The 21993-nt window shown below is 71.9% G+C and carries 17 protein-coding genes and 1 CRISPR repeat array; of the genes, 4 read left to right on the top strand and 13 right to left on the bottom strand.

Annotated features, from left to right (window positions below):
* Nucleotides 1–814, top strand: an 814-nt coding sequence (locus CITRIK5_RS09795; protein WP_236557174.1) for a spermidine synthase, incomplete at its 5' end; no start/stop codon positions are given.
* 15 nt (nucleotides 815–829) lie between these two features.
* On the opposite strand, the gene CITRIK5_RS09800 is transcribed toward CITRIK5_RS09795, so the two are convergent.
* Nucleotides 830–1339, bottom strand: a complete 510-nt coding sequence (locus CITRIK5_RS09800) for a MarR family winged helix-turn-helix transcriptional regulator (protein ID WP_123244465.1) — start codon at nucleotides 1337–1339, stop codon at nucleotides 830–832.
* Nucleotides 1340–1363: 24 nt separating this feature from the next.
* On the opposite strand from CITRIK5_RS09800, the gene CITRIK5_RS09805 reads away from it, so the two are divergent.
* Nucleotides 1364–2599, top strand: a complete 1236-nt coding sequence (locus tag CITRIK5_RS09805; RefSeq protein ID WP_123244466.1) for an MFS transporter — start codon at nucleotides 1364–1366, stop codon at nucleotides 2597–2599.
* Nucleotides 2600–2638: 39 nt separating this feature from the next.
* Here the strand turns inward: CITRIK5_RS09805 and CITRIK5_RS09810 are convergent, their stop codons facing one another.
* The 3 genes from CITRIK5_RS09810 to CITRIK5_RS09820 form a co-directional block, all read right to left on the bottom strand.
* Nucleotides 2639–3670: a DMT family transporter gene (locus CITRIK5_RS09810; RefSeq protein ID WP_082067598.1), complete on the bottom strand. Its 1032-nt coding sequence runs from the start codon at nucleotides 3668–3670 to the stop codon at nucleotides 2639–2641.
* Between the two features lie 17 nt (nucleotides 3671–3687).
* Nucleotides 3688–4251: a GNAT family N-acetyltransferase gene (locus CITRIK5_RS09815; protein ID WP_044659345.1), complete on the bottom strand. Its 564-nt coding sequence runs from the start codon at nucleotides 4249–4251 to the stop codon at nucleotides 3688–3690.
* Nucleotides 4252–4343: 92 nt separating this feature from the next.
* On the bottom strand, nucleotides 4344–4919 hold the full coding sequence (locus CITRIK5_RS09820) for a hypothetical protein (RefSeq protein ID WP_069941221.1): 576 nt from the start codon (nucleotides 4917–4919) through the stop codon (nucleotides 4344–4346).
* Nucleotides 4920–5165: 246 nt separating this feature from the next.
* On the opposite strand from CITRIK5_RS09820, the gene trpB reads away from it, so the two are divergent.
* Nucleotides 5166–6467 carry a tryptophan synthase subunit beta gene (gene trpB, locus CITRIK5_RS09825; RefSeq protein ID WP_199727643.1) on the top strand — a complete coding sequence of 434 codons (1302 nt, stop codon included), beginning with the start codon at nucleotides 5166–5168 and terminating at the stop codon, nucleotides 6465–6467.
* Nucleotides 6468–6521: 54 nt separating this feature from the next.
* On the top strand, nucleotides 6522–7223 hold the full coding sequence (locus CITRIK5_RS09830; protein WP_165381391.1) for a hypothetical protein: 702 nt from the start codon (nucleotides 6522–6524) through the stop codon (nucleotides 7221–7223).
* Between the two features lie 407 nt (nucleotides 7224–7630).
* Nucleotides 7631–8544: direct repeats of the CRISPR family, unit length 36 nt; unit sequence GCCTCAACGAAGTCCGCTCCCCAAAGGAGCGGAGAC.
* A gap of 193 nt (nucleotides 8545–8737) precedes the next feature.
* Here CITRIK5_RS09830 and cas2 read toward each other — a convergent pair.
* From cas2 to CITRIK5_RS09875, 9 genes are all read right to left on the bottom strand, one after another.
* Nucleotides 8738–9130, bottom strand: coding sequence for a CRISPR-associated endonuclease Cas2 (cas2, locus tag CITRIK5_RS09835; protein WP_236557175.1), 393 nt, complete (start codon nucleotides 9128–9130; stop codon nucleotides 8738–8740).
* On the bottom strand, nucleotides 9040–10623 hold the full coding sequence (gene cas1 / locus CITRIK5_RS09840) for a CRISPR-associated endonuclease Cas1 (RefSeq protein WP_313958679.1): 1584 nt from the start codon (nucleotides 10621–10623) through the stop codon (nucleotides 9040–9042). Before cas1 ends, cas2 begins: the two co-directional genes overlap by 91 nt.
* Nucleotides 10624–10657: 34 nt before the next feature.
* Nucleotides 10658–11671, bottom strand: a complete 1014-nt coding sequence (locus CITRIK5_RS09845; RefSeq protein WP_123244421.1) for a hypothetical protein — start codon at nucleotides 11669–11671, stop codon at nucleotides 10658–10660.
* 2 nt (nucleotides 11672–11673) lie between these two features.
* Entirely contained in the window at nucleotides 11674–14490 is a 2817-nt protein-coding gene (cas3u, locus tag CITRIK5_RS09850; protein ID WP_123244420.1) for a type I-U CRISPR-associated helicase/endonuclease Cas3, read from the bottom strand.
* Nucleotides 14487–16052, bottom strand: coding sequence for a type I-U CRISPR-associated protein Csb2 (csb2, locus tag CITRIK5_RS09855; RefSeq protein WP_158604225.1), 1566 nt, complete (start codon nucleotides 16050–16052; stop codon nucleotides 14487–14489). Before csb2 ends, cas3u begins: the two co-directional genes overlap by 4 nt.
* Before the next feature lie 2 nt (nucleotides 16053–16054).
* The gene (gene cas7u / locus CITRIK5_RS09860; protein ID WP_123244418.1) at nucleotides 16055–17299 is read right to left on the bottom strand and encodes a type I-U CRISPR-associated RAMP protein Csb1/Cas7u; all 1245 of its coding nucleotides are present in this window, start codon (nucleotides 17297–17299) and stop codon (nucleotides 16055–16057) included.
* A gap of 556 nt (nucleotides 17300–17855) precedes the next feature.
* Entirely contained in the window at nucleotides 17856–18776 is a 921-nt protein-coding gene (locus CITRIK5_RS09865) for an SDR family oxidoreductase (RefSeq protein WP_101967771.1), read from the bottom strand.
* A 211-nt stretch (nucleotides 18777–18987) separates the two neighbouring features.
* Nucleotides 18988–20619: an amidohydrolase gene (locus tag CITRIK5_RS09870; protein ID WP_123244417.1), complete on the bottom strand. Its 1632-nt coding sequence runs from the start codon at nucleotides 20617–20619 to the stop codon at nucleotides 18988–18990.
* A 166-nt stretch (nucleotides 20620–20785) separates the two neighbouring features.
* Nucleotides 20786–21964 carry a cystathionine gamma-lyase gene (locus CITRIK5_RS09875; protein WP_020627041.1) on the bottom strand — a complete coding sequence of 393 codons (1179 nt, stop codon included), beginning with the start codon at nucleotides 21962–21964 and terminating at the stop codon, nucleotides 20786–20788.
* Nucleotides 21965–21993: the final 29 nt, after the last annotated feature.

The following is a 21993-nucleotide window of genomic DNA, read 5'->3' on the forward strand; positions in this document are numbered from 1 at the left end:
CGCCCAGCCCTCCCCCTCCGGCCGCACCGTCCACCTGTCCACGTCGGGCGTGGACGCCCGCATCGCCCCCGACGAGTTCGGCGGGTTCGTCCTGGAGATCGGCGGGGCCGTCCAGTCCCACGTGGACCTGGCCGACCCCGCTCGCATCCGCTACGAGTACCTGCGCCGCATGGCCCACGTGCTCGACGGCGTCGCTCCGGCGGGCGCGCCGGTGCGGGTCCTGCACCTCGGCGCGGGCGCGCTGACCCTGCCGCGCTACCTCCAGACGACCCGACCCGGCTCGGAGCAGACGGTGGTCGACCTGGACCGGGAGCTCGTGTCCTTCGTGCTCGCCGAGCTGCCCCTGCCGGCGGGCACGGACCTCGTCTCCGTGGTCGCGGACGCGCGCCTGGCCGCCGTCGACCTCGCGATGGACGGGGAGCGGTTCGACGCCGTCGTGCTGGACATCGGCACCGGCGAGGAGGGCGCCGAGCACCTGCGCGGCGCCGTGTTCTACGAGGAGCTGCTCGAGCTGCTGACGGCGGGCGGGGTGCTGCTGGTGAACATCGGCGACGACGCCGGCCTGCGTTTCCTGGGCGCCGAGCTGGGCGCCCTCGAGGAGGCGGCCGCCGAGGCCGGGGTGCCCGGCCCGTGGACGCTCGCGGACCAGGGGATGCTGGAGCGCCTGGACTGGGGCAACGTCGTGCTGGCCGCGGGGGCGCCGCTGGGAGAGGCCGGCTGCCCGGAACGCCTCGCCGCGGCGGGGCCGCATCCGGCGGCCGTGCTGGACCCGGCGGAGTCGGCCGCGCTGGCCTCCCGCATCCGTCGCGCCTGAGGGCGGGAGCGGTGCTCAGGGCCGGGGGTCCTCCGCACCGGGGCCCGTCTGCGGCCGGGGCCACGGGTGGCCCCGGCGCTCCTCCGCCCCCTCGTTGAAACGCCGCAGGAGCCTGCTGAACTCGACGACGTCCTCGGCGGGCCAGGAGGCGACGATCTGCGCCACGTTGTCCGCCCGGGAGCTCAGCTCCGCGGCAAGGCGGGCGCGTCCCTCCTCCGTGGGACGGTGCAGCCGGGCGGAGCCGCCGTCGGGGTCCGCCACCCGCTCGACGAGGCCGGCCTTCATGGCGGCGGCCACCTGCCGGTGGACGGTGGAGACGTCGAGGTCGAAGGCCTCGGCCAGCTCGGCGACGCTCATGGCCCCGCCCGCCTCCAGGCGGGCGAGCAGCACGGTGGCGCTGCGCTCGAGCGCGCTCGACCGGCCGTAGGGGGCCACCCCCTGCGCGGCCACCCGCAGCAGGAGCATGTGCTCGTACATGATCCCGCGGACCGGGTCGGCCCACGCCCCCTCAGGTAATTGCATCATGCAAACGATGCTACCTTTTGCATCATGCAAATCGCCGAGCGAGAACGCATCGCCTCCCCCACCTTCGTCCTCGCCTGGGTGGTCTCCTTCCTCCAGTTCCTCGCGTTCTACGCCCTGGTCACCACCATGGCCCTGTACGCGGTCCGGCAGTTCGCCGCCTCGGACGCCGGGGCGGGGCTGGCCTCGAGCGCCTTCGTCATCGGCGCCACCCTCAGCCGCGTGGTCACCGGCCACGTGGTGGACCGCTTCGGCAAGCGCCGCGTCCTGGTGGCGGCCCTGGTCGCCGTCGCACTGTCCTGCACGCTCTACCTCGTCGCCTCCTCGCTGCCGGCCCTCGTGGCGGTGCGCATGCTCCACGGCGCCAGCTACGCCTTCGCGAGCACCGCCGTCATGGCCCTGGCCCAGGCGGCCATCCCCGACGGGCGACGCGCGGAGGCCACCGGCCACCTCGCGCTGGGCACCACCCTGGCCACCGCGATCGGCCCCGCCCTGGGGCTGTTCCTCGCCGGCTCCATCGGCTACGCGTGGCTGTTCCGGGTGACTCTGGGGATCACGGTGGTCAGCCTCGTGCTGGGCCTGCTGGTGCGCGAGGCACCCGCCGCGGCGGGTGTCGACGGCGAGCGCGCCGCCGGCGAGGTCCCCCTGGAGCACCCCGCCCCCGCGGTGGGCTTCCGCCTGCGCTCGGTGCTGCACCCGGCGGTGCTGCCGATCAGCGGCTTCATGCTGCTGGTGGGCCTGAGCTACGCCGGGATCCTCACCTACCTGAACGCCTACTCGGTGGAGCGCGGGCTCACAGCCGGCGCCGGCCTCTTCTTCCTGGCCTACGCCGCGGCGATGCTCGTCATGCGCCTCACCCTGGGCACCCTCCAGGACCGCCGGGGAGACGACGCCGTCGTCTACCCCGCACTCCTCTGCTTCACGGCCGCGCTCCTGGTGCTGGCCTTCGCCACGCGCGACTGGCAGGTGGTGCTGGCCGGGGCGCTGAGCGGCCTCGGCTACGGCACGCTCATGCCCGCGGCCCAGGCGATCGCCGTGAACGCGGTGCCCTCCCACCAGCTCGGCGCCGGCATCTCCACCCTCATGCTGTTCGCGGACGTGGGGCTGGGCCTGGGTCCCGTGCTCCTCGGCGGGCTCGTGGCCTCGGCCGGCTACGGCGCCATGTACGAGGCCCTGGCGGGCGTGCTGGTGGTCGCCGCCGGGTACTACTTCGTGATGCACGGACGCCGGCACGGGCGGCGAGGGACCGTGGCCCGCGCCTGAGTCCCGCGCGGTGACGGCGGCCTGCCGCCGCGGGCGGCGCTACCGGCGCCGCGCCGGCCAGGACGCGAGCATGACGGCGGCGAGGGCGCCCAGGGTGCCCAGCACCGTCGTCGTGGTGACCGTGGATCCGTCGGTGGGGGCCACCAGGTCCACCACGAGGGAGCCCAGGAGGTTGCCCGAGACCAGGCCGAGGGTGGCGGCGAAGACGCCCAGGCGCGGGACGACCATGGCGCCCACCCCGATGAACACGCACCCCAGCGGGCCGCCGAGGTAGAGCCGCCAGTCGTGCGGCAGCGCGGGCATGCCGTGGCCGGAGGCCAGGGCGATCCCGCCCCACACGACCCCGAGGAAGAGGACGCCGGCAGTGAAGTTGACCAGGGTCGCCGGGATGGCGGTGCCGTAGGCCGTGGTCTGACGGGCGTTGAACACCTGCTGCCCGGCGGTGGCCAGACCGGTCAGCAGGGGCAGCAGGGCCAGCAGCGCCCAGCCGGGCCCGCCGCCGGCCTCGCCGAGCGAGGGCCACACCACGAGGGCGACCGCGGCCAGGGCGAGCGCCGCCCCCGTGAGGCGCCGCGGCGTCAGGCGCTGCACCCCGGCGGGGCTGAGCCCGAACCGGTCCACGACCATTCCGCCGACCACCTGCCCGGTGACCACGGCGACCGTGAACACGGCCACGCCGAGGGGGCCGATCGTCGCGGACTGGGTGAGCACCAGGAGCCCGCCGATCACGCCCGCCACCGCGTACCACGGGCGCACGGACCCCGCGGCCAGGGCCGGGCGGATGCGGGCCAGGCCCCGGCGGCCCCGCGGCGTCAGCACGCTCACGAGCACCATGACGACCAGGCCCGCCGCGAAGGAGCACAGCGCGGCGAGGACGGGGTCGCCCGTCAGGTGGGCGAGGCGGGAGTTGATGCGGCCCTGCAGCGGCATCACGGAGCCGGCGGCCACCGCGAGAGCGAACAGCAGGGCGGTCGCCCGCGGGGAGGGGGCGTCCGGGCGGGCGGCGACGTCGGCCGGGCGGGGGCGGGAGCGTCCGCGCTCTGCGGACGGGGCAGAGGATGCGGGTGGCATCCCCCCGTTCTACACCCCTAGGCGGCCAGGCGCGCCTCGAGCCCGGCGCGCACCGCGGGCCACTCCTCGCGCACCACGCTGAAGTAGTCGACGTCGGCGATCGTGCCGTCCGCCGCCGGACGGAAGCGGCGCAGAGTGCCCTCGAACGTCGCCCCCAGACGGGCGATGGCGGCGTGCGAACGGGCGTTGCGGTGGTCGCAGCGCAGGGCCACCCGCTCCAGCGTCCATTCCTCGAACGCGTGCCCGAACAACAGCAGCTTGCAGCCGGGGTTCACGGAGGTGCCCCACACCCGACGGGCGTAGACCGTGTGCCCCACCTCCACCCGCAGCCCCGGCACCAGGTCATAGAGGCTCGTGCGCCCCACCAGCTCCCCGCCCTGCTCGACGGCGAACGCGAAGGTGCCCTCCCGCTCGATCAGCTCGGCGAGGTGCGCGGACATGGCCGCACCGTCCACCGGCAGGGGCGCGCTGTTCCCCGCCCACATGACCGCGTCGACGAGCTCGCGCAGGGCGGGGCCGTCGGTGGGTGAGAGGGGGCGCAGGGTGAGGTCCCCGCGGGTGAGGACGATCTCGTGCTTCATGCACCCATCCTGTCAGCGGACTCGGGGTGATCTCCCGGCACGACGAGACCGAGCGCCACGGACGAGGGCGTCGCCTCCGGCGCCCGGCCGGCTCAGAGCGTGGCGGAACGGCGGGCGGAGGCCCTCATGGCCGCGACCCGCTGCGCCACAGGGGCCTCCAGAGCGCCCGGCTGCAGGGCCGGGGCGAGATCGGCGGCCACCTCTCGGGCGACCCCCTCGAGGGCGGAGGCGTCCTGGGCGACCCAGGCGCGCAGCGTCAGGTGCTCCCGCATCCACGCCGTGAGCGTCTCCTCGGACTCCGGGGTGAGGGCGAAGCCCACCCCCGCCGCACCCGGGCTGGTGCGCTCCACATCCAGGCCGAGCTCGCCCGCCAGCAGGGCGGCGAACGCCTGGCGCAGCGGTGAGACGCCGGTACGACCGGACTGGAAGGCGGCGCGCACCTCGCGGCACTGCAGGCTCTCGTCGGCCACGTCGACGGCGAGGACATCACCGGCGGCGGGGGTGAGGCCCAGGGCGGCACGGGCTGACTCCTCGGCCACCACGGCCACGATGCCGGGCACTGCGGGGGCGGCGGTGAGGAACTCGGCGTACCGCATGCCCGGAGTGGCGGCGAGCACAGCGGCGGCCTCGGCGGTCAGGGACGGGGTGTCGACGGCGGTGATGGTCATGGATCCAGGGTGAATCGCGATTCACTGAGACGGGGAGCGATGTCCATATTCTGAGATTTGCAATCACATGGTGAGACCCACGCCGCCCGATGTGCAGTACGCTGGCCCCATGCAGATGCGCGCGCAGCAGTGGTGGACCGCCTGAGGGCGGCCCCGGTCATGCGCATCTGACACGACGAGCCGCTCGCCTGCCGGGCGGCTCGGCCATGAGCGGCTCCGGCGGGCCCCATCCCAGGAGGACCCCCGATGACCCACCGCAACCCCGAGGACAACGCCCTGAGAGGCGCCCCCGAGCCCCGCACCCTCGCCGAGGCCTGCGACCTCGTCACCACCCCGGACCTGGACGTCTCCGCGGACGGCATGTTCGGCCAGTACGGCGGCGCCCACCTGCCCCCGCAGCTGGCCGGCCCCATGGCCGAGGTTGCCCGCGCGTACGCCGAGGCGCGCACCGACCCCGAGTTCTACGCTGAATACCGACGCCTGCTGCGCGACGCCGTCGGGCGTCCCTCCCCCCTGACCCCGCTGGACCGCCTCTCCGACGAGCTCGGCGGCGCACGGATCGTGCTCAAGCGCGAGGACCTGAACCACACCGGCGCCCACAAGATCAACCACACGATCGGCGAGGCGCTGCTCGCCAAGCGCATGGGCAAGCGCAGCCTGATCGCGGAGACCGGCGCCGGCCAGCACGGCGTGGCCCTGGCGACGGCGGCCGCGATGGTCGGCCTCGACTGCGAGATCCACATGGGCGCGATCGACGTGGCCAAGCAGCACCCCAACGTGGTGCGCATGCGCCTGCTCGGCACGAAGGTGGTCTCGGTGGAGCGCGAGGGCCGCTCCCTGAAGGAGGCCGTGGACTCGGCGTTCGAGGTGTACGCGGCGGACCCGGAGAAGTACCTCTTCGCGATCGGCTCCGTGGTGGGCCCGCACCCGTTCCCCACGATGATCCGCGACTTCCAGTCCGTGGTCGGCCGCGAGGCCCGCGCCCAATTCCAGGAGCGGTTCGGGGCGCTGCCGAGCGCCGTCGTCGCCGCGGTGGGCGGCGGCTCCAACGCGATGGGCGCGTTCACCGCGTTCCTCGACGACGCCGACGTCGCGCTCGTGGGCGTCGAGCCCGGCGGCCGCTCCGCGACCAAGGGCGAGCACGCGATGACCATGACCCAGGGCCGCGACGGCGTCCTCCACGGCATGGCCACCCTCGTCCTCGCCGACGACGACGGCACCCCGGATCCCGTGCACTCGATCGCCTCGGGCCTGGACTACCCGGGCGTCGGCCCACAGCACGCCCACTTCGCGCGCGTCGGCCGTGTCCGGTACGTGGCCGAGGACGACGCGGCCGTGCTCGACGCGTTCCAGCGGCTCACGAGGCTCGAGGGCGTCATCCCCGCGCTCGAGTCCGCGCACGCCGTGGCGCACGCGATCCGCCTCGCCCCGCAGATGGGCCGGGACGAGCGGATCCTCGTCAACCTCTCCGGCCGCGGGGACAAGGACGTGGACTACGTGGCCGAGAAGCTCGGTCTCACGGGCGAGGCGGACGAGGTCGTGCGGTGAGCTGAGGCGGCGGCCCGGCGTCGCCCCCGGTCAGCGCGTAGCCTGGCACGCGTGATGACCCTGATGTGGGGCGCCGTCGCCGCGTCCTCCCTGCTCGTGGGCGCCGTCCTGGCGACCCTGCGCCGCTGGCACATGGGCACGATCGGACTCGTGCTCGCCTTCGGCGCCGGCGCCCTGATCGCGTCCGTGCCCTTCGAGCTCGCGGAGGCGGGCGTGCAGGCGGCCGGACCTGCCGCCGTCGGCATCGGGCTGACGCTCGGCGCGGCCGCCTACTTCCTCGGCGACCGCGCGGTGGAGCGCTCCGCCGCGAGGTCCGGGGGCTCGTCCTCGGGTGCGGCGCTGACCGTGGGCGCGCTGCTGGACGGCATCCCGGAACAGATCGTGCTGGGCATCGGGCTGGCCGCGGGCGAGGGCGTGTCCCTCGCGCTGCTCGTGGCGATCTTCATGTCCAACCTGCCCGAGTCCATCGCCGCCACGGCCGACTCCCTCGACGGCGGCAAGACGCGCCGCCACCTGCTGATCCAGTGGTCGCTCGTGACGGTGGTCTGCGCCCTGGCGACGTGGGGCGGCGGGCTGATCGCCGACGGCGCCTCCCCCGCCCTGACCGGCGGCATCCAGGGCTTCGCGGCCGGCGCCCTGCTGGTCATGCTGATCGACACGATGATCCCCGAGGCCCGCGAGAAGGGCGGGGAGAAGGCCGGGCTGCTCACCGTGGTCGGCTTCGCGCTCGGCGCGTTCCTGTCCCTGGTGGTGTGAGGGGCGAGACGGGACCGACTGCTTCCCGAGGGTTAGACGGCCCCGTTGATATAGACCGCGCCCGTCGCCGAAAATTTGTTGCAGCTGGCTGCGCGCCGGTCGCGCATGCGGGCAGTGGAGATGCCCGATGAACTTCAACGCGGGACAGCACGTAACGCCATGCGCCGAGCATTGGCCCAGGGCGTGGCAGTCCCCCGACTCGCACACAGCCTTGGCCTCGAGACAGCAGATTTGCTGCTGATGCCCACTCCGTGGAGCCACATCCAAGGCCTCGAGAACGCGTCACCACGCTCGGGGACGTCATGTCCGCGAGTCGACCCCGCCGAGGCGCCTCGCCCCTCGACGCGCTCTAGCGAATTGACCAGGGCAGGCAGGCGGCCTGAGTCCTACCCCGCCTCAGACCTAGAGCGCTAACGAAGTCCGCTCCCCAAGGAGCGGAGACCCGAGCTGAGACTGACGCCGTTGGACCCCTTGCCACCCATGCCGTCGCCGCCTCAACGAAGTCCGCTCCCCAAAGGAGCGGAGACCTTCCCGGAGTCGATGTGGAAGCGGAGGACGGACACGCCTCAACGAAGTCCGCTCCCCAAAGGAGCGGAGACCGGACGTCCTCCGTCGTGATGCTCCGCACCCGCGACCCGCCTCAACGAAGTCCGCTCCCCAAAGGAGCGGAGACCGGCCCCACCGGCGGGCTCCTCGTCGTCATCGGCGTGCCTCAACGAAGTCCGCTCCCCAAAGGAGCGGAGACCAGTGAACTTTCCGTCAACCTCCACTCGTGACGGGCCTCAACGAAGTCCGCTCCCCAAAGGAGCGGAGACCGTCGTAGTGGGGGGACCACGGGTCGGCGTGGGGGTTGCCTCAACGAAGTCCGCTCCCCAAAGGAGCGGAGACGGGGGCCGAGATGCCAGACGCCCTGGTAGTCCCGCCAGCCTCAACGAAGTCCGCTCCCCAAAGGAGCGGAGACCACGCGCCCACGGTGGGCGACGACGGCTCCACGCGGGCCTCAACGAAGTCCGCTCCCCAAAGGAGCGGAGACAAGCGGCTCGACGGCGGGGCACACCACGGGTTTGGCGCCTCAACGAAGTCCGCTCCCCAAAGGAGCGGAGACAGCCACTCCGCCGTGAGCACACCCACAGGCGGCTCCGGGCCTCAACGAAGTCCGCTCCCCAAAGGAGCGGAGACGTCGCGGATCGGTGGGGCACGCGCGGCGCTCACACGCCTCAACGAAGTCCGCTCCCCAAAGGAGCGGAGACGCGTATGGGGCGCAGTGCGTGGACCCGGCGCTGCAGCCTCAACGAAGTCCGCTCCCCAAAGGAGCGGAGACAGCACCTCAGATTACAGCCCTTTGACATGGGCAGACGCGACCTTCGGCGAGCCCTGGGCTCAAGAGGCATCCGTGAAGCGCCCTGCTTATCGGCCTCGGCCCATAAACCGTGGGCTGACAAGCCCTTTTCTGATGCGACGGCTCGCCGGATTCCGGACATCGACGGAGCCCTCGCGAAGGTCCCTGGGTCGCTTCAGATGATGATGGGCCCATCCACAGTGATCTCGCGTGATCGACCCAGAAAGCTGAACTGCTCTGCGCCAAGCGTGGCCGTCAGGCCGAGGTCGCAGACCAGCACGCTGTCCTCGCCCGGATCCAGCACCGCTTCGAGGGCTGCCTGGAGGGAGACGAACTGGGCGGGCAAGGCATCCACCACGAAGACCGAATATTGGACTCGATCTCCGTACCCTTCGAGGACGCGGGCCGCCCGGGATCTGCGGCGGTCGTCAGGAATGTCATAGGCGATGAGCCGCCTCCGGAGACGATCCCGGGCACTCAACGGACTCGCACCCCCTTGTAGACCTCCTGCGAGCCGTCCAGGACGCCGAGGAACATCCTCGCCTGAACCTCTATCGCGCGGCGCCACGTCACTCTGTATCCGAAGACGGGGTGCTTGAACTCCGTCCCGAGACGCCGTTCCACCGCCGCGATCACTTTGCGCCGGCCGGTCTGGGTGAGCCGCGCGCCGCCGAGCACATGAGTGAAAGACAGTCGCCCCAACTCGCCATTGTTGAACGCGGCCAGGATGGCGGAATCGACCACGGGCGGACGGAACTCCTCCATCAGGTCCAGCGCCAGGGCCGGCTTGTTCCGTCCGCTGGAGTGCAGCACCCCGGCATGCGGGTCCAGGCCGCAGGCTAGGACCGCACGGATCACCTCGGACAGGAGCATCCCATACCCGTAGTTCAAGGCGATGTTCAATGGGTCGGTGGCCCCTCGCCCGACCCGACCGGGGAAGGACTCAGCCACGCCCGCGTCCACACCTGGCGCCAGCAGCCCCGGGAATCCTGCGAAATACTCTGCGGCGGCCCGGCCCTCGATTCCAAACAACTGGCCGGTGGACGTCGCCGTGCTCGCCTGTCGCGTCGCCGATCGAAGACGCTTGACCACAGCTGGCATGCCTCCGAAACGCCGGAGGATCGTGGCCTGGTTCGCGACCTTGGCCACCACGAACTCGCGAGCGATGTCCACTCGGCCTTCGGCCGATGCCGCGAACTGACGGAAGCGTGCGCCGCCATTCGGCGGCTTGACTCCATTGGTCCACCCGACGACGCGCCCCGCCCCCGTGCACCAGACACAGGGAAGGCCTCGCCACATCAGCTCCCGCAGCAACGCTCCTGAGAGGTCGACGTTGCCGTGCACCACGACGGCCAACACCCGCTCCAAAGGGATGCTGGCCAGCCGCTCATCGCCCTTCACCACCGTGATCCGCCCGGCCGACATGCTCGCTCGACTCCCCGGCACAGTGAGGTGCAGGGTCTCGCCGGCAGGGTCCGGCGGGACGATTCGGGACAGCACTTCTTCTTCCTGCCGTTCCTCAGGGAGACAGACGGAGGCGTGGGAGCACCGCATGCACCTCGGGTCGCCCAGTAACGGTGCCGGAGCGGTCTCCCCGTTGACCACGGACCGAGCCGATGCCACTGCATCACGGGCGGCCTTTCGGTCCGCAGCCGAGATCTCGACCGGGACTCGCCGATGATGGGTGGTGAAGTACACCTCGGCGTCCTCCACCGTGTTCCCCTGGGATTCGAGCGCCATCGTCTGCAGTACCAGCTGCAGACGATTGGCGTCGTTGATTCGGACAGCTCGCTTCACCGGGGTGGCTTTGTGCTCGACGACGCGAAGACGCCCCGACGGGAGTCGCTCGACCCGGTCGACTCGCCCGTGGAGGCCGAGAGACGGGTCGCGCACGTCGATGCCGCGCATCGTCTGAGCCTCACGTGTGGTGGGCACGTCCACCCGCGCATGGTCCGCCACTCCCTGCTGGATCTGCGCCACCTTCGGCGCTTTCTCGTCCATGGCCTCGAGCCATGCCCGACGCGGGCAGAAACTCCAGTGCGCGACCAGACTGATTGGCAGCGAGTCAGCATACGGCTCCCCGTGTCGTGCTCAGTCATCTCAGCGCCCTCGCCGCGAGAGTGCGCCGCTCCGGGGCTGACGCACTGCCGGTGACGTTCACGGGGAAGCTCAGGATCTGAGCGAACCCCCACTCCTCCAGGATCGCCTGAGCCGCCGTCGTCTCGGCTGAGCCCAAGCTGGGCCCTGTCGCGTCTTCCCCCGCCACGAGCAGGTATCGCGAGCGCAAGGCGGCCTGCATCCGCGCCACCGTCACCCAGGATGTCGGCACCGGCATCAACAGCCGCGCCAACGACTCCCTGCGGGCTGGGATATGAGCGGACGAAACGGACCGCCCGTGGCTGTCCGCCCAGACGGGCAAGGCCGCGAGCGCCCACAGCCCCACCCAGGCCCGCGCGGCATCCACCGGCCCCAGGGGGGCCATGCCCGTCGCCGTGCGGGAATCCGGCTTGTTCTTGCCCGGTTCGTCCTCCACCGTGGTCCCGAGAAGGCCCGAGGTCACTGCCTCCACCGCTCGGCCGGCCACAGCCCTTCCCGTGGGGAGGAGCGAATGCGCGATGAACTCCATGCCCTTGTTCCTGGTGCGCATCTCCCAGGCGGCCGCGCCATGGTCCGGCCGGAACAACTTGCTCGTCCTGTGCCACCAGGCCCGCTCCCCCAAGCCCACCACGAGAGCCGAGTCGAGCCCGCGCAATGGCCGCGCCACCTCTATGCGATCGTGCAGCAGGTCGACCCACCCGTGCTCGGACGCCGGCATCTTGGTCCGGGCCGAGAACAACGATCCGGCCACTGCGTCCGTGGAGCACAGCCAGCCCCTCGGGTCTTGGACATGCCGGGTCGCATGCCGGTGGATGAGGCCGCCAAGGGCCGCGGCATCAAGCCCTGCCCCACACAACTGCGGTCGAGAGTCCGGCTCGTCGGTCCACCGCAGCCGCACGGCACCGGCTCCCAGTTCCTCCTCCACGATCATCGCGGCGCCGAGCAGCGCCGTATGGGACAGCAGCACGTCCCACGTGCCTGCCAGCGTCACGGGCTCAGTCGTGCGGGCCATGTTCATCGTCCTTCCTTGGAGATCGTCACGTCGGCGGCTCGCAGTACCGCCTCGAGCCAGGCCACAGCCCATAGCCCCCACGTCTGCTCCACGGACAGGACCAGTGCGTCCCAGACTCCGACGTCGAACAGTTCCTCCGCGGCCATGCGGACGTGAGGGGCTGCCTCCGGGTGGACAAGACTCTCCGCCCCCATCAGGAACGTGCCGCGCCCATGCCCGTGGCTCGTTCCCACCAGACGCACGGCCAAGGCATCCGCCCCGTCCGCATGCGCGCGGAGCATCGCGGCGGACAGTTGCTCGTGCCGCCAGCCAGCGGGGAGGAACCGTGACTGACGGAAAGGCAGGGCGCTCAGCAGACTCTTCGCCATCGGCTCGTCCACGCCAGCCACACCCTGGGTCAACCAGGCTTGGTAACGCTCGTCGCTCTTGCCGTTGTCGTGGTGTGCCCCCGCCACGGTCAACGTCCGCTTCAGACTCTCCGGCAGGCCGAGAATTTGGGCGAACTCGCCGGCCCGGTCTGCCACGTCCCTCTGGTGATCGGCGAGGGACACAGGGCTGCGCCCGGTTGTCGCAGACAGCTGGGCGTCGTCAGGATCGGCCGCGTCCAGCAGCTCGAACACCACCCATGCCGCCTGCTGCGGCGAGTCGGGAGCCCGGCCACCCACGTGGACCTTCACGTCGAATCGCGCGGCCAGATCCGGGTCCGCCCACTGGCCGAGATAAGCGGTGAGCCACGCGGACTGTCCCCGATCATCCAGCGCATCCAGCACGCTGGGGAGGGTCAGCGGAATGTCCGCCTCCTGCAGGCCCGCGCAGACCTCCAACAGGGAACATCGAAGGTAGTCCTGCACGCCAGGCGAGGTGACGCCGGTCATGAACACCACCCTGCGCCGACTGGCCTTTACCGGCTCGAGCGAGAGCATCGTTCCGTCCGGAGACCGCGGGTCGAGGACGTCGCCGACAGGCTCCCGGCCATCCTCAACCAGGACGTGATGATGTGTGGCAGCCCAGTCGTGAGGGACGCAGACGACATCTCCCGGGACGATCCCGTGACCCGAGGCATCCGGATCCACGAGGGTCCACTGGCGTCCACGACGGACGAACGCGGGCGTCACCCGCCCGCGGCGGCCCCCGGCGAGCAGCAGGCGTAGCCGGGAGAGCGTGACCGGATAGGCCTCATGCGGCTGAGGTGGGGCAGTCGTCAGCAACGCCGCGGACTCCGCCTGGTCCAGCCCTGACCAGTCCTCTCCAGCGTCTTCGCCGAGACGGGGAAGCCGGCGGCCCACGACGACAACGTCCGTTTCCGCGTCCAGTGAGTCCCTCAGCCACAGCGTCAAGTCCGGTTCGACGGCCAGTGCCTCGGACGTGCGGCTGAACAGGGCCGCGCGCGCGGCTTCGATCTCGCTGAGGACGGGCCTGGCCGGGGTGGAGGACGGGGCCGGGTGCTCCAGGAGAGCAGCGGGACTCACCCCCTTCGGATCCTCTGCGCGGTCCCGGAGCCACTCGAGCGCGTCGGTGATGTCCTGCACTTCGTAAGGGGCCGCCGTCTTTGCCGTGGGATCGGCGGACGGGCAGAGCACATGCACGGGCGCGGACTCCCGGGCCCCGGTGCGGTTGAGTCGGCCTGCCCGTTGCGCGAGCGCCGATCCCGACGCGATGTCCGTGATGAGGAACCCGAAGTCCAGGTCGAGGCCGACTTCGATCGCCTGGGTCGCCACGTAGACATCCGGGGTCCGGGATCGTTCGAGGGCCTGCTCCCAGCGGCGGCGCGGCCCCACGACGAGCGCGACATCCAGGCCGCCATTGAGACCGAGGAGGGCACGGTGCACGGCCAGGGCCGACGCGACGCGGTTCATGACGACCCCCACGGGGGTGTGTCCCGCCTGCACGGCGTCCGCCGCCATGCGGGCGATCTCCTGCGCTCCCTGCGTCGTTTCCCGCGCTGTGCCCCCAACGAGCCAGGGGCCGTCCAGGTGCAGATGGACTGGCTTCGGACGATCCAGACGGCGCAGGAGCGCCTCCCCCACGGCACCCGTGCGGATGTCCGAAAGCTCGACGCCGATAGAAGTCTGGGCCGGCGCGAGTCCCGCCGGAGTGGCCGTCGTCTCGACGACCTGCAGTACTGGCACGTGAGCGGCGAGAGGTGACTCACCGGCGAGCGACGCGACACGACGAGCCGTGGTGAGCAGCTGCCGGTTGAGATGGGCCTCGTCCAGGATCAGCACGGAGTCGTATGCGATCAGCCCCGCCTCGCGGGGACGCATTCCTGCGGTGGAGCCATAGCCACGGAACAGGAGCCGACTGCCGGCCATGTCCGGCGTTGCACAGATCACCTGGCAGGAGACCGGGTCGTCCTGCCATCCGCGCTCCGGCGCGATCCCGCCGCGGAGCGTTGTCACCGAGCCCGGTTGCCCGGCCGGCGAGATGCGCCTCAGGACAGCCGCGACCCGGCTCAATGGCGCATCGCCCGGGACGTCTGTGGTCTCGGCAAGTTGGCCGAACACGGCCTCGGCCCGGGAGGCCATGTCGTCAACGAGCGCTCGGCGCCCCACCACGTGCCAGAGGCGGCGAGGGGCCCGGGCCCCATCCCACCCGGGCGAGTGGGTCATGGCCACTGCGAAGACGTGCACCTCCAGGACGCTCGATTTACCGGCGCCTGTGGGAGCAACGACGGCGTCAGGCCAGCGCCCCGTTGTCACGACCTGCCTCAGCAGAGCACGTTGCCAGTCGTAGGGCTCACGGCCCTGGTTCACGGCGGCGAAGAACTCGTCGAACTCATCGATGTCGACGGTCAAGGCCGCCTTGTCATTGACGTTCATGACCGCTCCTGGGTCGATCCGGGAATGTCCGTGGGCACCAGCAGTCCGCAGCCCAGATGACGGCTCTGACCGAGCGCGAGGATGGCCCGGTCAGGCACGGCGGTGCTGAGAGTGAGCGTGAGGCGGAACGGCTCGATGGGGCTGCGGCGGTCCGTACGGTGGACGTACGCCGTCGGCGTGAGCGTGCGGAACGCCCTGCCCCGAAGCTGCGCTCCGCTCTCCACGACCGCTGCGTGTCGAGCAACAGGGTCCTTCGTCGTGAACGCCGGTTCGAGGTCGCGGAGCACATTGCCCAGAGACCATGCGGCAGCCAGGTCGACGTCCCGGATCGGGGGCTTCGACTTGAGCCGTCGTTCTACGACCACGGCCGGCTGGGCGTCCCACGTCCGCACCGCACCCTCGGGCGGGGCCTTCCAGAATTGCGCCCCGTCATACACCTCGATCTCCTCGGGGGCGACGGTCAGCTGGTGCTCTGAGGTGACGACACGGCGGACGCCGGCCACGGCTGATGCCAGCATCCCCAGGGCGGGCCCGGGCATCCCTCGCGGCACGAGGACGAGGAATCGATCCCGTCCGTCCGAGAACGGCAGGGCCGGAAGGTCCCCCGGCACCAGGTGGAGTGCGACACGGTTGGCCGGTGGGGCATCGGACGGCGCATAACGGCCGGTGATCTCCGGCGGGGCGTCGGGTCCCAGGCGCGACACGAGCGCGCGGTGCAGGGCGACGCAGACACTCACGTACCGCTCTTCAGGGACAGTGGAGTTGGCCCCGATGACGGGGACCGCCAGCACCTGGGTCCAGGGAACGTCAGGTTCGTGTTGCTCGACCGACGCGAAGATCCCGCTCCGGAGGTGGTCGCGCGGCGGCAGGGCGGCATGCGGCACCGCCGACGTCGTGTGCTTGTCGCCGCTAGCCGAGGGCTTCCGCCCCAGCGTCGTTGCCGCGTGAGCACGGTCGAGCTCTGCCCTCCGTCCGGGATTCGGCATCGCCTGCCGCACCGCACCGGGGACCGCACGCAGACTTGCATTCCGGTCACATCGATGCGTGGGCGCCGGAAGGCCCTCCCCCTCGTGCACCGTCAGACGTACGGGCGACGACGCCTCTCCGAGATGGGGCACGTCCGCGCAGAGTTGTTCCAGAGTTGAGCAGACCTGTGTGTCCGTCCCGCTGGGCCCGTCATCCCAGACCCACTGCACGGGGCCGCCGAGCGCAGTTCCGTCCGAGACAGGCCGGCCGGTCACTTTGTAGTTGGTCTTGCCGACCTCCTTGAGGAAGACCCCCTCCTTCCGGTACGCGAAGCGTCGCACGCCAGGTGCCACGGGCGTGTGACCAGGCAGGACCAACGCATCCGGCGGATGCTCCTCGAGCCAGTCCAGGGCGGCCAACGACTCTGCCGTGAACGGAGCCTCAGGATCCCCCGTCGAAAGAGTCCCCGCAGCGGCCGCCTGCACGAGGGCCGAGAAGAGCCTCGCGACATCAGGGAATCGCTCTGCGCCGCCGTCCGACCCGTGGCCCGTGTAGACGCCCAGCGGGAAGTCCGCGCTGATGACGAGTCCGCCCACGGTCACACCTCGGCGTCGTCGGTGCTGGCGGCGCCCAGGATCGCCGGGTCGCCCACCAGTTGGATGGTCTGCCCGTTCCACTCGACACCGGCGACCGACTCCGCATGCGCCAGCGCCGCTTCGAACACCTGGACGGCCACCTCGTCCGTGATGGGGGCGAGCGCCCGGGACTTGCCGTACCGGAGGTCGAGGGTCACGGTCGGCTCATCGGATTCGACCAGATGGCAGTTCGCACGCAGATGCAGCTCGCGGTCCGAGAGGGCCATGCCGAGCAGGGCGTAGGCCGCGAGCAGGGCGCGGCACGCCACGTCCTGCTCCGTCGTGCCGCCGAAGCGGAGCTGACGGAGCGCGGAAAAGGACAGGAGGCGTCGTCGCATGATGGAACGGCACGCGACACCGCCCAGTTCGCCGAGGACCGGCGGGATGTGGCCCAGGCCGAGCGTGGACATGGACGATCCGGTCTCCCCCTTCTTCTTGGCCTCGGCGAGCACCTTGTCCTGCAGTTTGGCACTCAGTTCACCCGCCTGCGCCTTGACCAGTGCCTCAACGTCCTTGGCCGATGGCTTGACGCTCGCCGCGACGGGGTCCACACGGCCAGCTGCGCGCCGATTGGTCCGCGGCGCCCCGCCCTCCTGGTCCTGGTCGGCCAGAACGCCGATGATCTCACCCGTCATGCAGGACTGGTAGCGGCCCTGATGCGACTTCCGAGTGGAGTCCCATGCGCCGAGGACCAAGGCCGTCGGTGCGGCGTCCAGCAGAGCCCGGGCGTCGAGCTTCGTGGCGTCTCGCAGTGCACGGTAGGCCTCGGTCTGCGTCACGGGAGCACCGTCAAGGGTGGCCGCCCGAATGTGTCCGTCGAACGCACGATGAGGCAGGGAGAGATCCGACTCGACAGCCTCTCCGTAACGCACCTCGATGGTCGGCACCTTGCGCAGCGCCTCTCCCTCCGGTGTCCCCTGATCCCGCCGAGCGGAGATGATGGCGTCCTCGTCCCGGTTGGAGACCGACTGCTTGCTGTCCACGACGACGGTCCACACCGGTCGCGGCTGGCCGGCCTCGTCGAGTTCCATCCGACGCTCGTAGGCGTAGGTGGGCTCACCCCGGCCCTCGATCACCTTGGCCGGCGCGATCACCGCCCCGGGGCCGCCGGCGGGCTGGAGCGGGGTCTCCGACAGGAGTGAGGTGCTCCCCCCGGGAGCACACGCGGCGAGGAGGTCCTCGAGGGACAGGGTGTCGAAGTCAGACATGACGCGGCCTTTCGTCCTGGTCTCGGGGCCGCCCCATTCGATCGGGCGCTGCCCCCGCTTAACGTGTCCGCCTCCCGCGCGAAGATCGAGTGGTCGGAAGCCTCGGTGAGGCATAACACAGATGCTGGCAGAGCGGGCGCACAGGGTCAATAATGGAACCCTCTTAGCAAGTTCTCATTCACATACCTAATATCAGCTAGTAGGGGTACATCTTCTGGCCCGCCCACCCCGCGCGCCATGGGGACGCCTCCCCAGCACGCGCGTCCTCACGTAGGGTCGTCTTCGTCGCGCAGAGTCACCCACCCCCTTCGTTGAGGCTAGGTCTGTGCCTGAGAACTGCGCCCAGACGCACACCACGCGGGATCTCCGCGTCTTCGCTGAGCCGGCTCCGCGCGACACCGCCGGGCTCCATCAGGTGATTCCGCACAAGGCTGTGGAGCCTGCAGCCCCACCCCACAGACAAGGTGACGGTCGTGGTCGCTTCCGGTGTCCGGAGGCGACCACGACCGTCACCTTGTCTATCGCGGGGTACACGCCCCGCCTGACAGGCCTCACCTCACGGCGTCGGCATGCCGCCGGTCACCGGAATGGTCGCGCCCACCACATAGGAGGACTCCGGCGAGGCCAGGAACACGTAGGCCGGGGCCAGCTCGGTGGGCTGCCCGGCGCGGCCCAGCGGAGTGGACTGGCCGAACTCGGGCAGGGCCTCCGGCTTCTGGCCGCCGGAGGGCTGCAGCGGGGTCCAGATCGGACCGGGCGCGACGGCGTTCACGCGGATGCCCTTCGGGGCCAGCTGCTGGCCCAGGGCCTTCGTGAAGGTGTTGATGGCGGCCTTGGTGGCGGAGTAGTCCACCAGCTGCTCCGGGGCCATGTAGGCGACCACGGAGGTGGTGTTGATGATCGTGGAGCCCGGCTTCAGGTGCGGCAGGGCGGCCTTGACCAGGCGGAACTGGGCCAGGATGTTGATGTCGAAGGTGGCCTCGAGCTGCTCGTCGTCGATGTCCTCGATCGAGTCCTGCGCCACCTGCTTGCCGCCGTTGTTCACCAGCACGTCCAGCCCGCCGAGCTTCTCGACCGCCTGGGCCACGAGGTCGGCGCAGAACGTCTTGTCGCGCAGGTCGCCGGGGATCCCGACGGCGGTGCGCCCCTCCGCCTGCAGGACCTCGAGGACGTGCTGGGCGTCCTTCTCCTCCTCGGGCAGGTAGGTGATCACGACGTCGGCGCCCTCGCGCGCGAACGCGATCGCGGTGGCCGCGCCGATGCCGGAGTCACCGCCGGTGATGAGCGCCTTGCGGCCCTCGAGACGGCCGGTGCCGCGGTAGGACTTCTCACCCAGGTCGGCCTTCGGCGTCATCTCCGCGTCCAGGCCGGTGCCGGGCAGCGTCTCCTCCGGCGGGCTGATCACGGGGTAGCGCTTCGTGGGGTCCTGCAGGGTGAGCTGGTCGGTGGTGGTGGTGTTCGCGTCGTCGTGCGCCACGGGGTGCTCCTCATGGTCTCGGGGCGACGCGCGGTCTGCGCGCCGTCCTCCGAGCGTAGGGAGCAACCCCCCAGCAGAGCCACGGCTGACCGCCGGGCCACCGGACGTGCCCCACCCGCTCCCCTGGATGACGAGCCCTGCGATATGGCCCCTAAACCACGCGTTTAGGGGCCATATCGCAGGGCTCGTCGCGGGGCACCGGGGCCGGGCGTCACAGCCCGCCGTGCACGAACTCCCCGCCCACGGCGGTGGCGACGACGTCGATCGCCGCGATCTGATCGCTCGGCACCGCGCGCGGGTCCTCGCTGAGCACCGTGAAGTCCGCGAGCTGGCCCGCGACGAGCCGTCCCTTGCGGCCGCCCCAGCCGGTCGCCTCCGCGGAGCCGACCGTATAGGCGTGCAGGGCTTCGGCCACCGTGAGCCGCTCCGCGTCCGGGCCGTACTGCTCGCCGGTCTCGGTGCGGCGCAGCACGAAGTCCTGGATGACCTCCAGCGGGCGGCCGCCGGCCACGGGCCGGTCCGAGCTGCCGGGCAGCACCAGGCCCGCGCGCAGCAGCCGCCCGGCCGGGTACGAGAGCGCGGCCCGCTCCGGCCCGATCCGCTCCCGCACCGACCCGCCGAACGCGCTGATGAAGTTCGGCTGGGTGGCCATCACGACCTCCAGCTCGGCCATGCGGGCCACCTGGTCGTCGCGGACCACCCCGCCGTGCTCCACGCGGTGCGGCATCACGGGCCGCCCGAACCGGCCCCGCGCCTCGGCGATCACGTCGAGGGCGAAGTCGAGGGCGGCGTCGCCGATCGCGTGCAGGGCCAGCGCCCAGCCGGCGGCCGCCGCACCGAGGCACGCTCGGCGCATCTCCCCCGCGTCCTGCTGTAGGTAGCCGCGGCCGTGGCCGTGGCCGCAGTAGTCCTCGGTCATCGCGGCGGTCTGTCCGAGCATCGACCCGTCCGTGAACACCTTCGCCGGCCCGATCTGCAGCCACTCGTCGCCCACGCCCGTGCGCACGCCGGCGTCGAGGGTGAGGTGCGTGCCGTCGTCGGGATGGCCGTCCACCGGGTGCAGCGCGTCCAGGGTGACCATCGTCTGGAAGCGGGTGCGCAGCAGCCCCGCGTCCCGGGCGCGCTGATACGCGCCGAACTCGAGCGGGCTGTGCCCGATCCACCCGCCGGCCACCCCCGCATCCGTCACCGAGGTGATGCCCTCGGCCGCGTACTCCTGCGAGGCCCGCGCCAGGCACGCGCCGATGTGCTCGTGGGACTCCGGCTGCAGCAGCCGGGTCACCAGGCTCATGGCGGTCTCCTCCAACAGGCCGGTGGGCCGGCCGGCGGCGTCCGTGAGGATCCGCCCGCCCTCGGGCTGCTGCAGCACCTGCTCCCCCACGCCGGCCAGGACCAGCACCGCCCCGGACACCGTGACGGCGTGGCCCGTGTTGTGGCGGATGAGCACCGGGCGCCCGGAGGCGGCGGCGTCGAGGCCGTCCCGGTCCGGCTGGGGGCCGGTGAGGTGGCCGGGGTCGAAGCCGGTGCACGTCACCCAGGCGCCAGGGTCGAGCTCGGCGGCGCGGGCGCAGACCCGGCGGTGGACCTCCTCCGCGGTGCGCGCGCCCTCGAGGTCCACGTCCAGCCGGGACTGGCCGAACCAGACGCTGTGCGCGTGGGCGTCGTTGAACCCGGCGAGGACGGTGCGCCCCCGCGCGTCGAGACGTTCGCGCGTCGCGAGGCCGTCCAGCTGCTCGTCCACCCCGACGACGACGCCCCGCCACACCCCCAGCCGCGAGGCCGACGGGCGGGCGGGGTCGCCGGTGATGAGGCGGGCGTTCTCCACGATCAGGTCGAGCTGCATGGGGGCTCCTGGGGTGGGGCGGCGGGGACTGGTTCGCGAGCGTAGCCGGGACGCGGGTCAGGGTGAGGTCTCGGCGGCGCTCACTTTCAGGGCCGAATACGACTCTCCCGGGCCCCAGAGCCCCCGGGAGAGTCGTATTCGGCCCACAAAGTGCGGAGGGCGCGGGTCAGGCGGTCGGCCCGCCGCCCGCGGCGGTCATCGCGCGTTCCAGGTCGGCCAGCAGCTCGGCGGTGGGCTCCACGCCCACGGACAGACGCACGAAACCGTCCGGGACGTCGTCGCCCCAGCGGGCGCGGCGCTCGGCCGCCGTGTGCGTGCCGCCGAAGCTGGTCTGCGGCACCACGTACTGCGCCGCGGCGATGAACCGCTCGGCCGCCGCCGCGTCCGCGAACCGCAGCCCGACGAGGCCGCCCGCCGCCGTCATCTGACGCGCCACGACCTCCGCGTCCGGGTGGTCCGCCAGCCCCGGGTAGACCACGGCGCGCACCGCTGGGTGGCCCGCGGCCAGCTCCGCGACCGCCTGCGCCGAGGCGCACATCCGGGCGAAGCGGACCTCGAGGGTCTCGAGACCGCGGTGGATGAGCCAGGCCTCGTGGGTGCCCAGGATCCCGCCGGCCAGGGTCCGCCAGCCGCGCACCCGCGCCATCACCTGCGGGTCCCGGCTGGCCACGTGCCCGCCGAGGGCGTCCGTGTGCCCGTTGACGGCCTTCGTGTCCGAGGCCACGACCACGTCCGCCCCCAGCTCCAGCGGGCGCTGCCCCAGGGGGGTCAGCAGCGTGTTGTCCACCACCACGAGGGCCCCCGCGCCGTCCCGGCGGCCGTTCGCGTGGGCGCGGGCGGCGACGTCCGCCAGGTCCGCCACGCGCAGCCCCGGGTTGGAGGGGGTCTCCACGAGCACCAGGTCGTAGCCGCTCAGGTCCGCATGGGCGAGCCCCTGGGTGGCGACCAGGTCCACGTGCACGCCTCGGGGCGTGAGGTGCTCGGCGGCGAGGGCGCGGGTGGGCCCGTAGCCGTCCGCGGGCAGGAGGGCGCGGTCCCCCGGGTGCAGCAGGGGCAGCAGGACGGCGGCGATCGCGGCCATGCCGGAGGGGACCACGGCGACGTCGGCGTCCTCCAGCGCGCCCAGGGCGGCCTCGAGCGCGGACCAGGTGGGCGTGGCCCAGCGCGCGTACTGGAAAGGCACGTCCGCGCCGGGGGCGGTGGGGGCGCCGTCCGGGTCCGCGCCGGGCAGGTGGAACGCGCTCGCGTGGACCAGCGGCGGGGAGATGGACTCCCCCGGGGCCATCCCGTGGGCGCGGTGGTGCAGGACGGTGCCGAAGGCGGGCGGCGGCGGGGCGGCGGACATGGCCCCGAGCGTAGTCCCGACCCCGGACG

The sequence above is a fragment of the Micrococcus sp. 116 genome (assembly GCF_902506395.1).
GTDB classification, from domain to species: domain Bacteria; phylum Actinomycetota; class Actinomycetes; order Actinomycetales; family Micrococcaceae; genus Micrococcus; species Micrococcus luteus.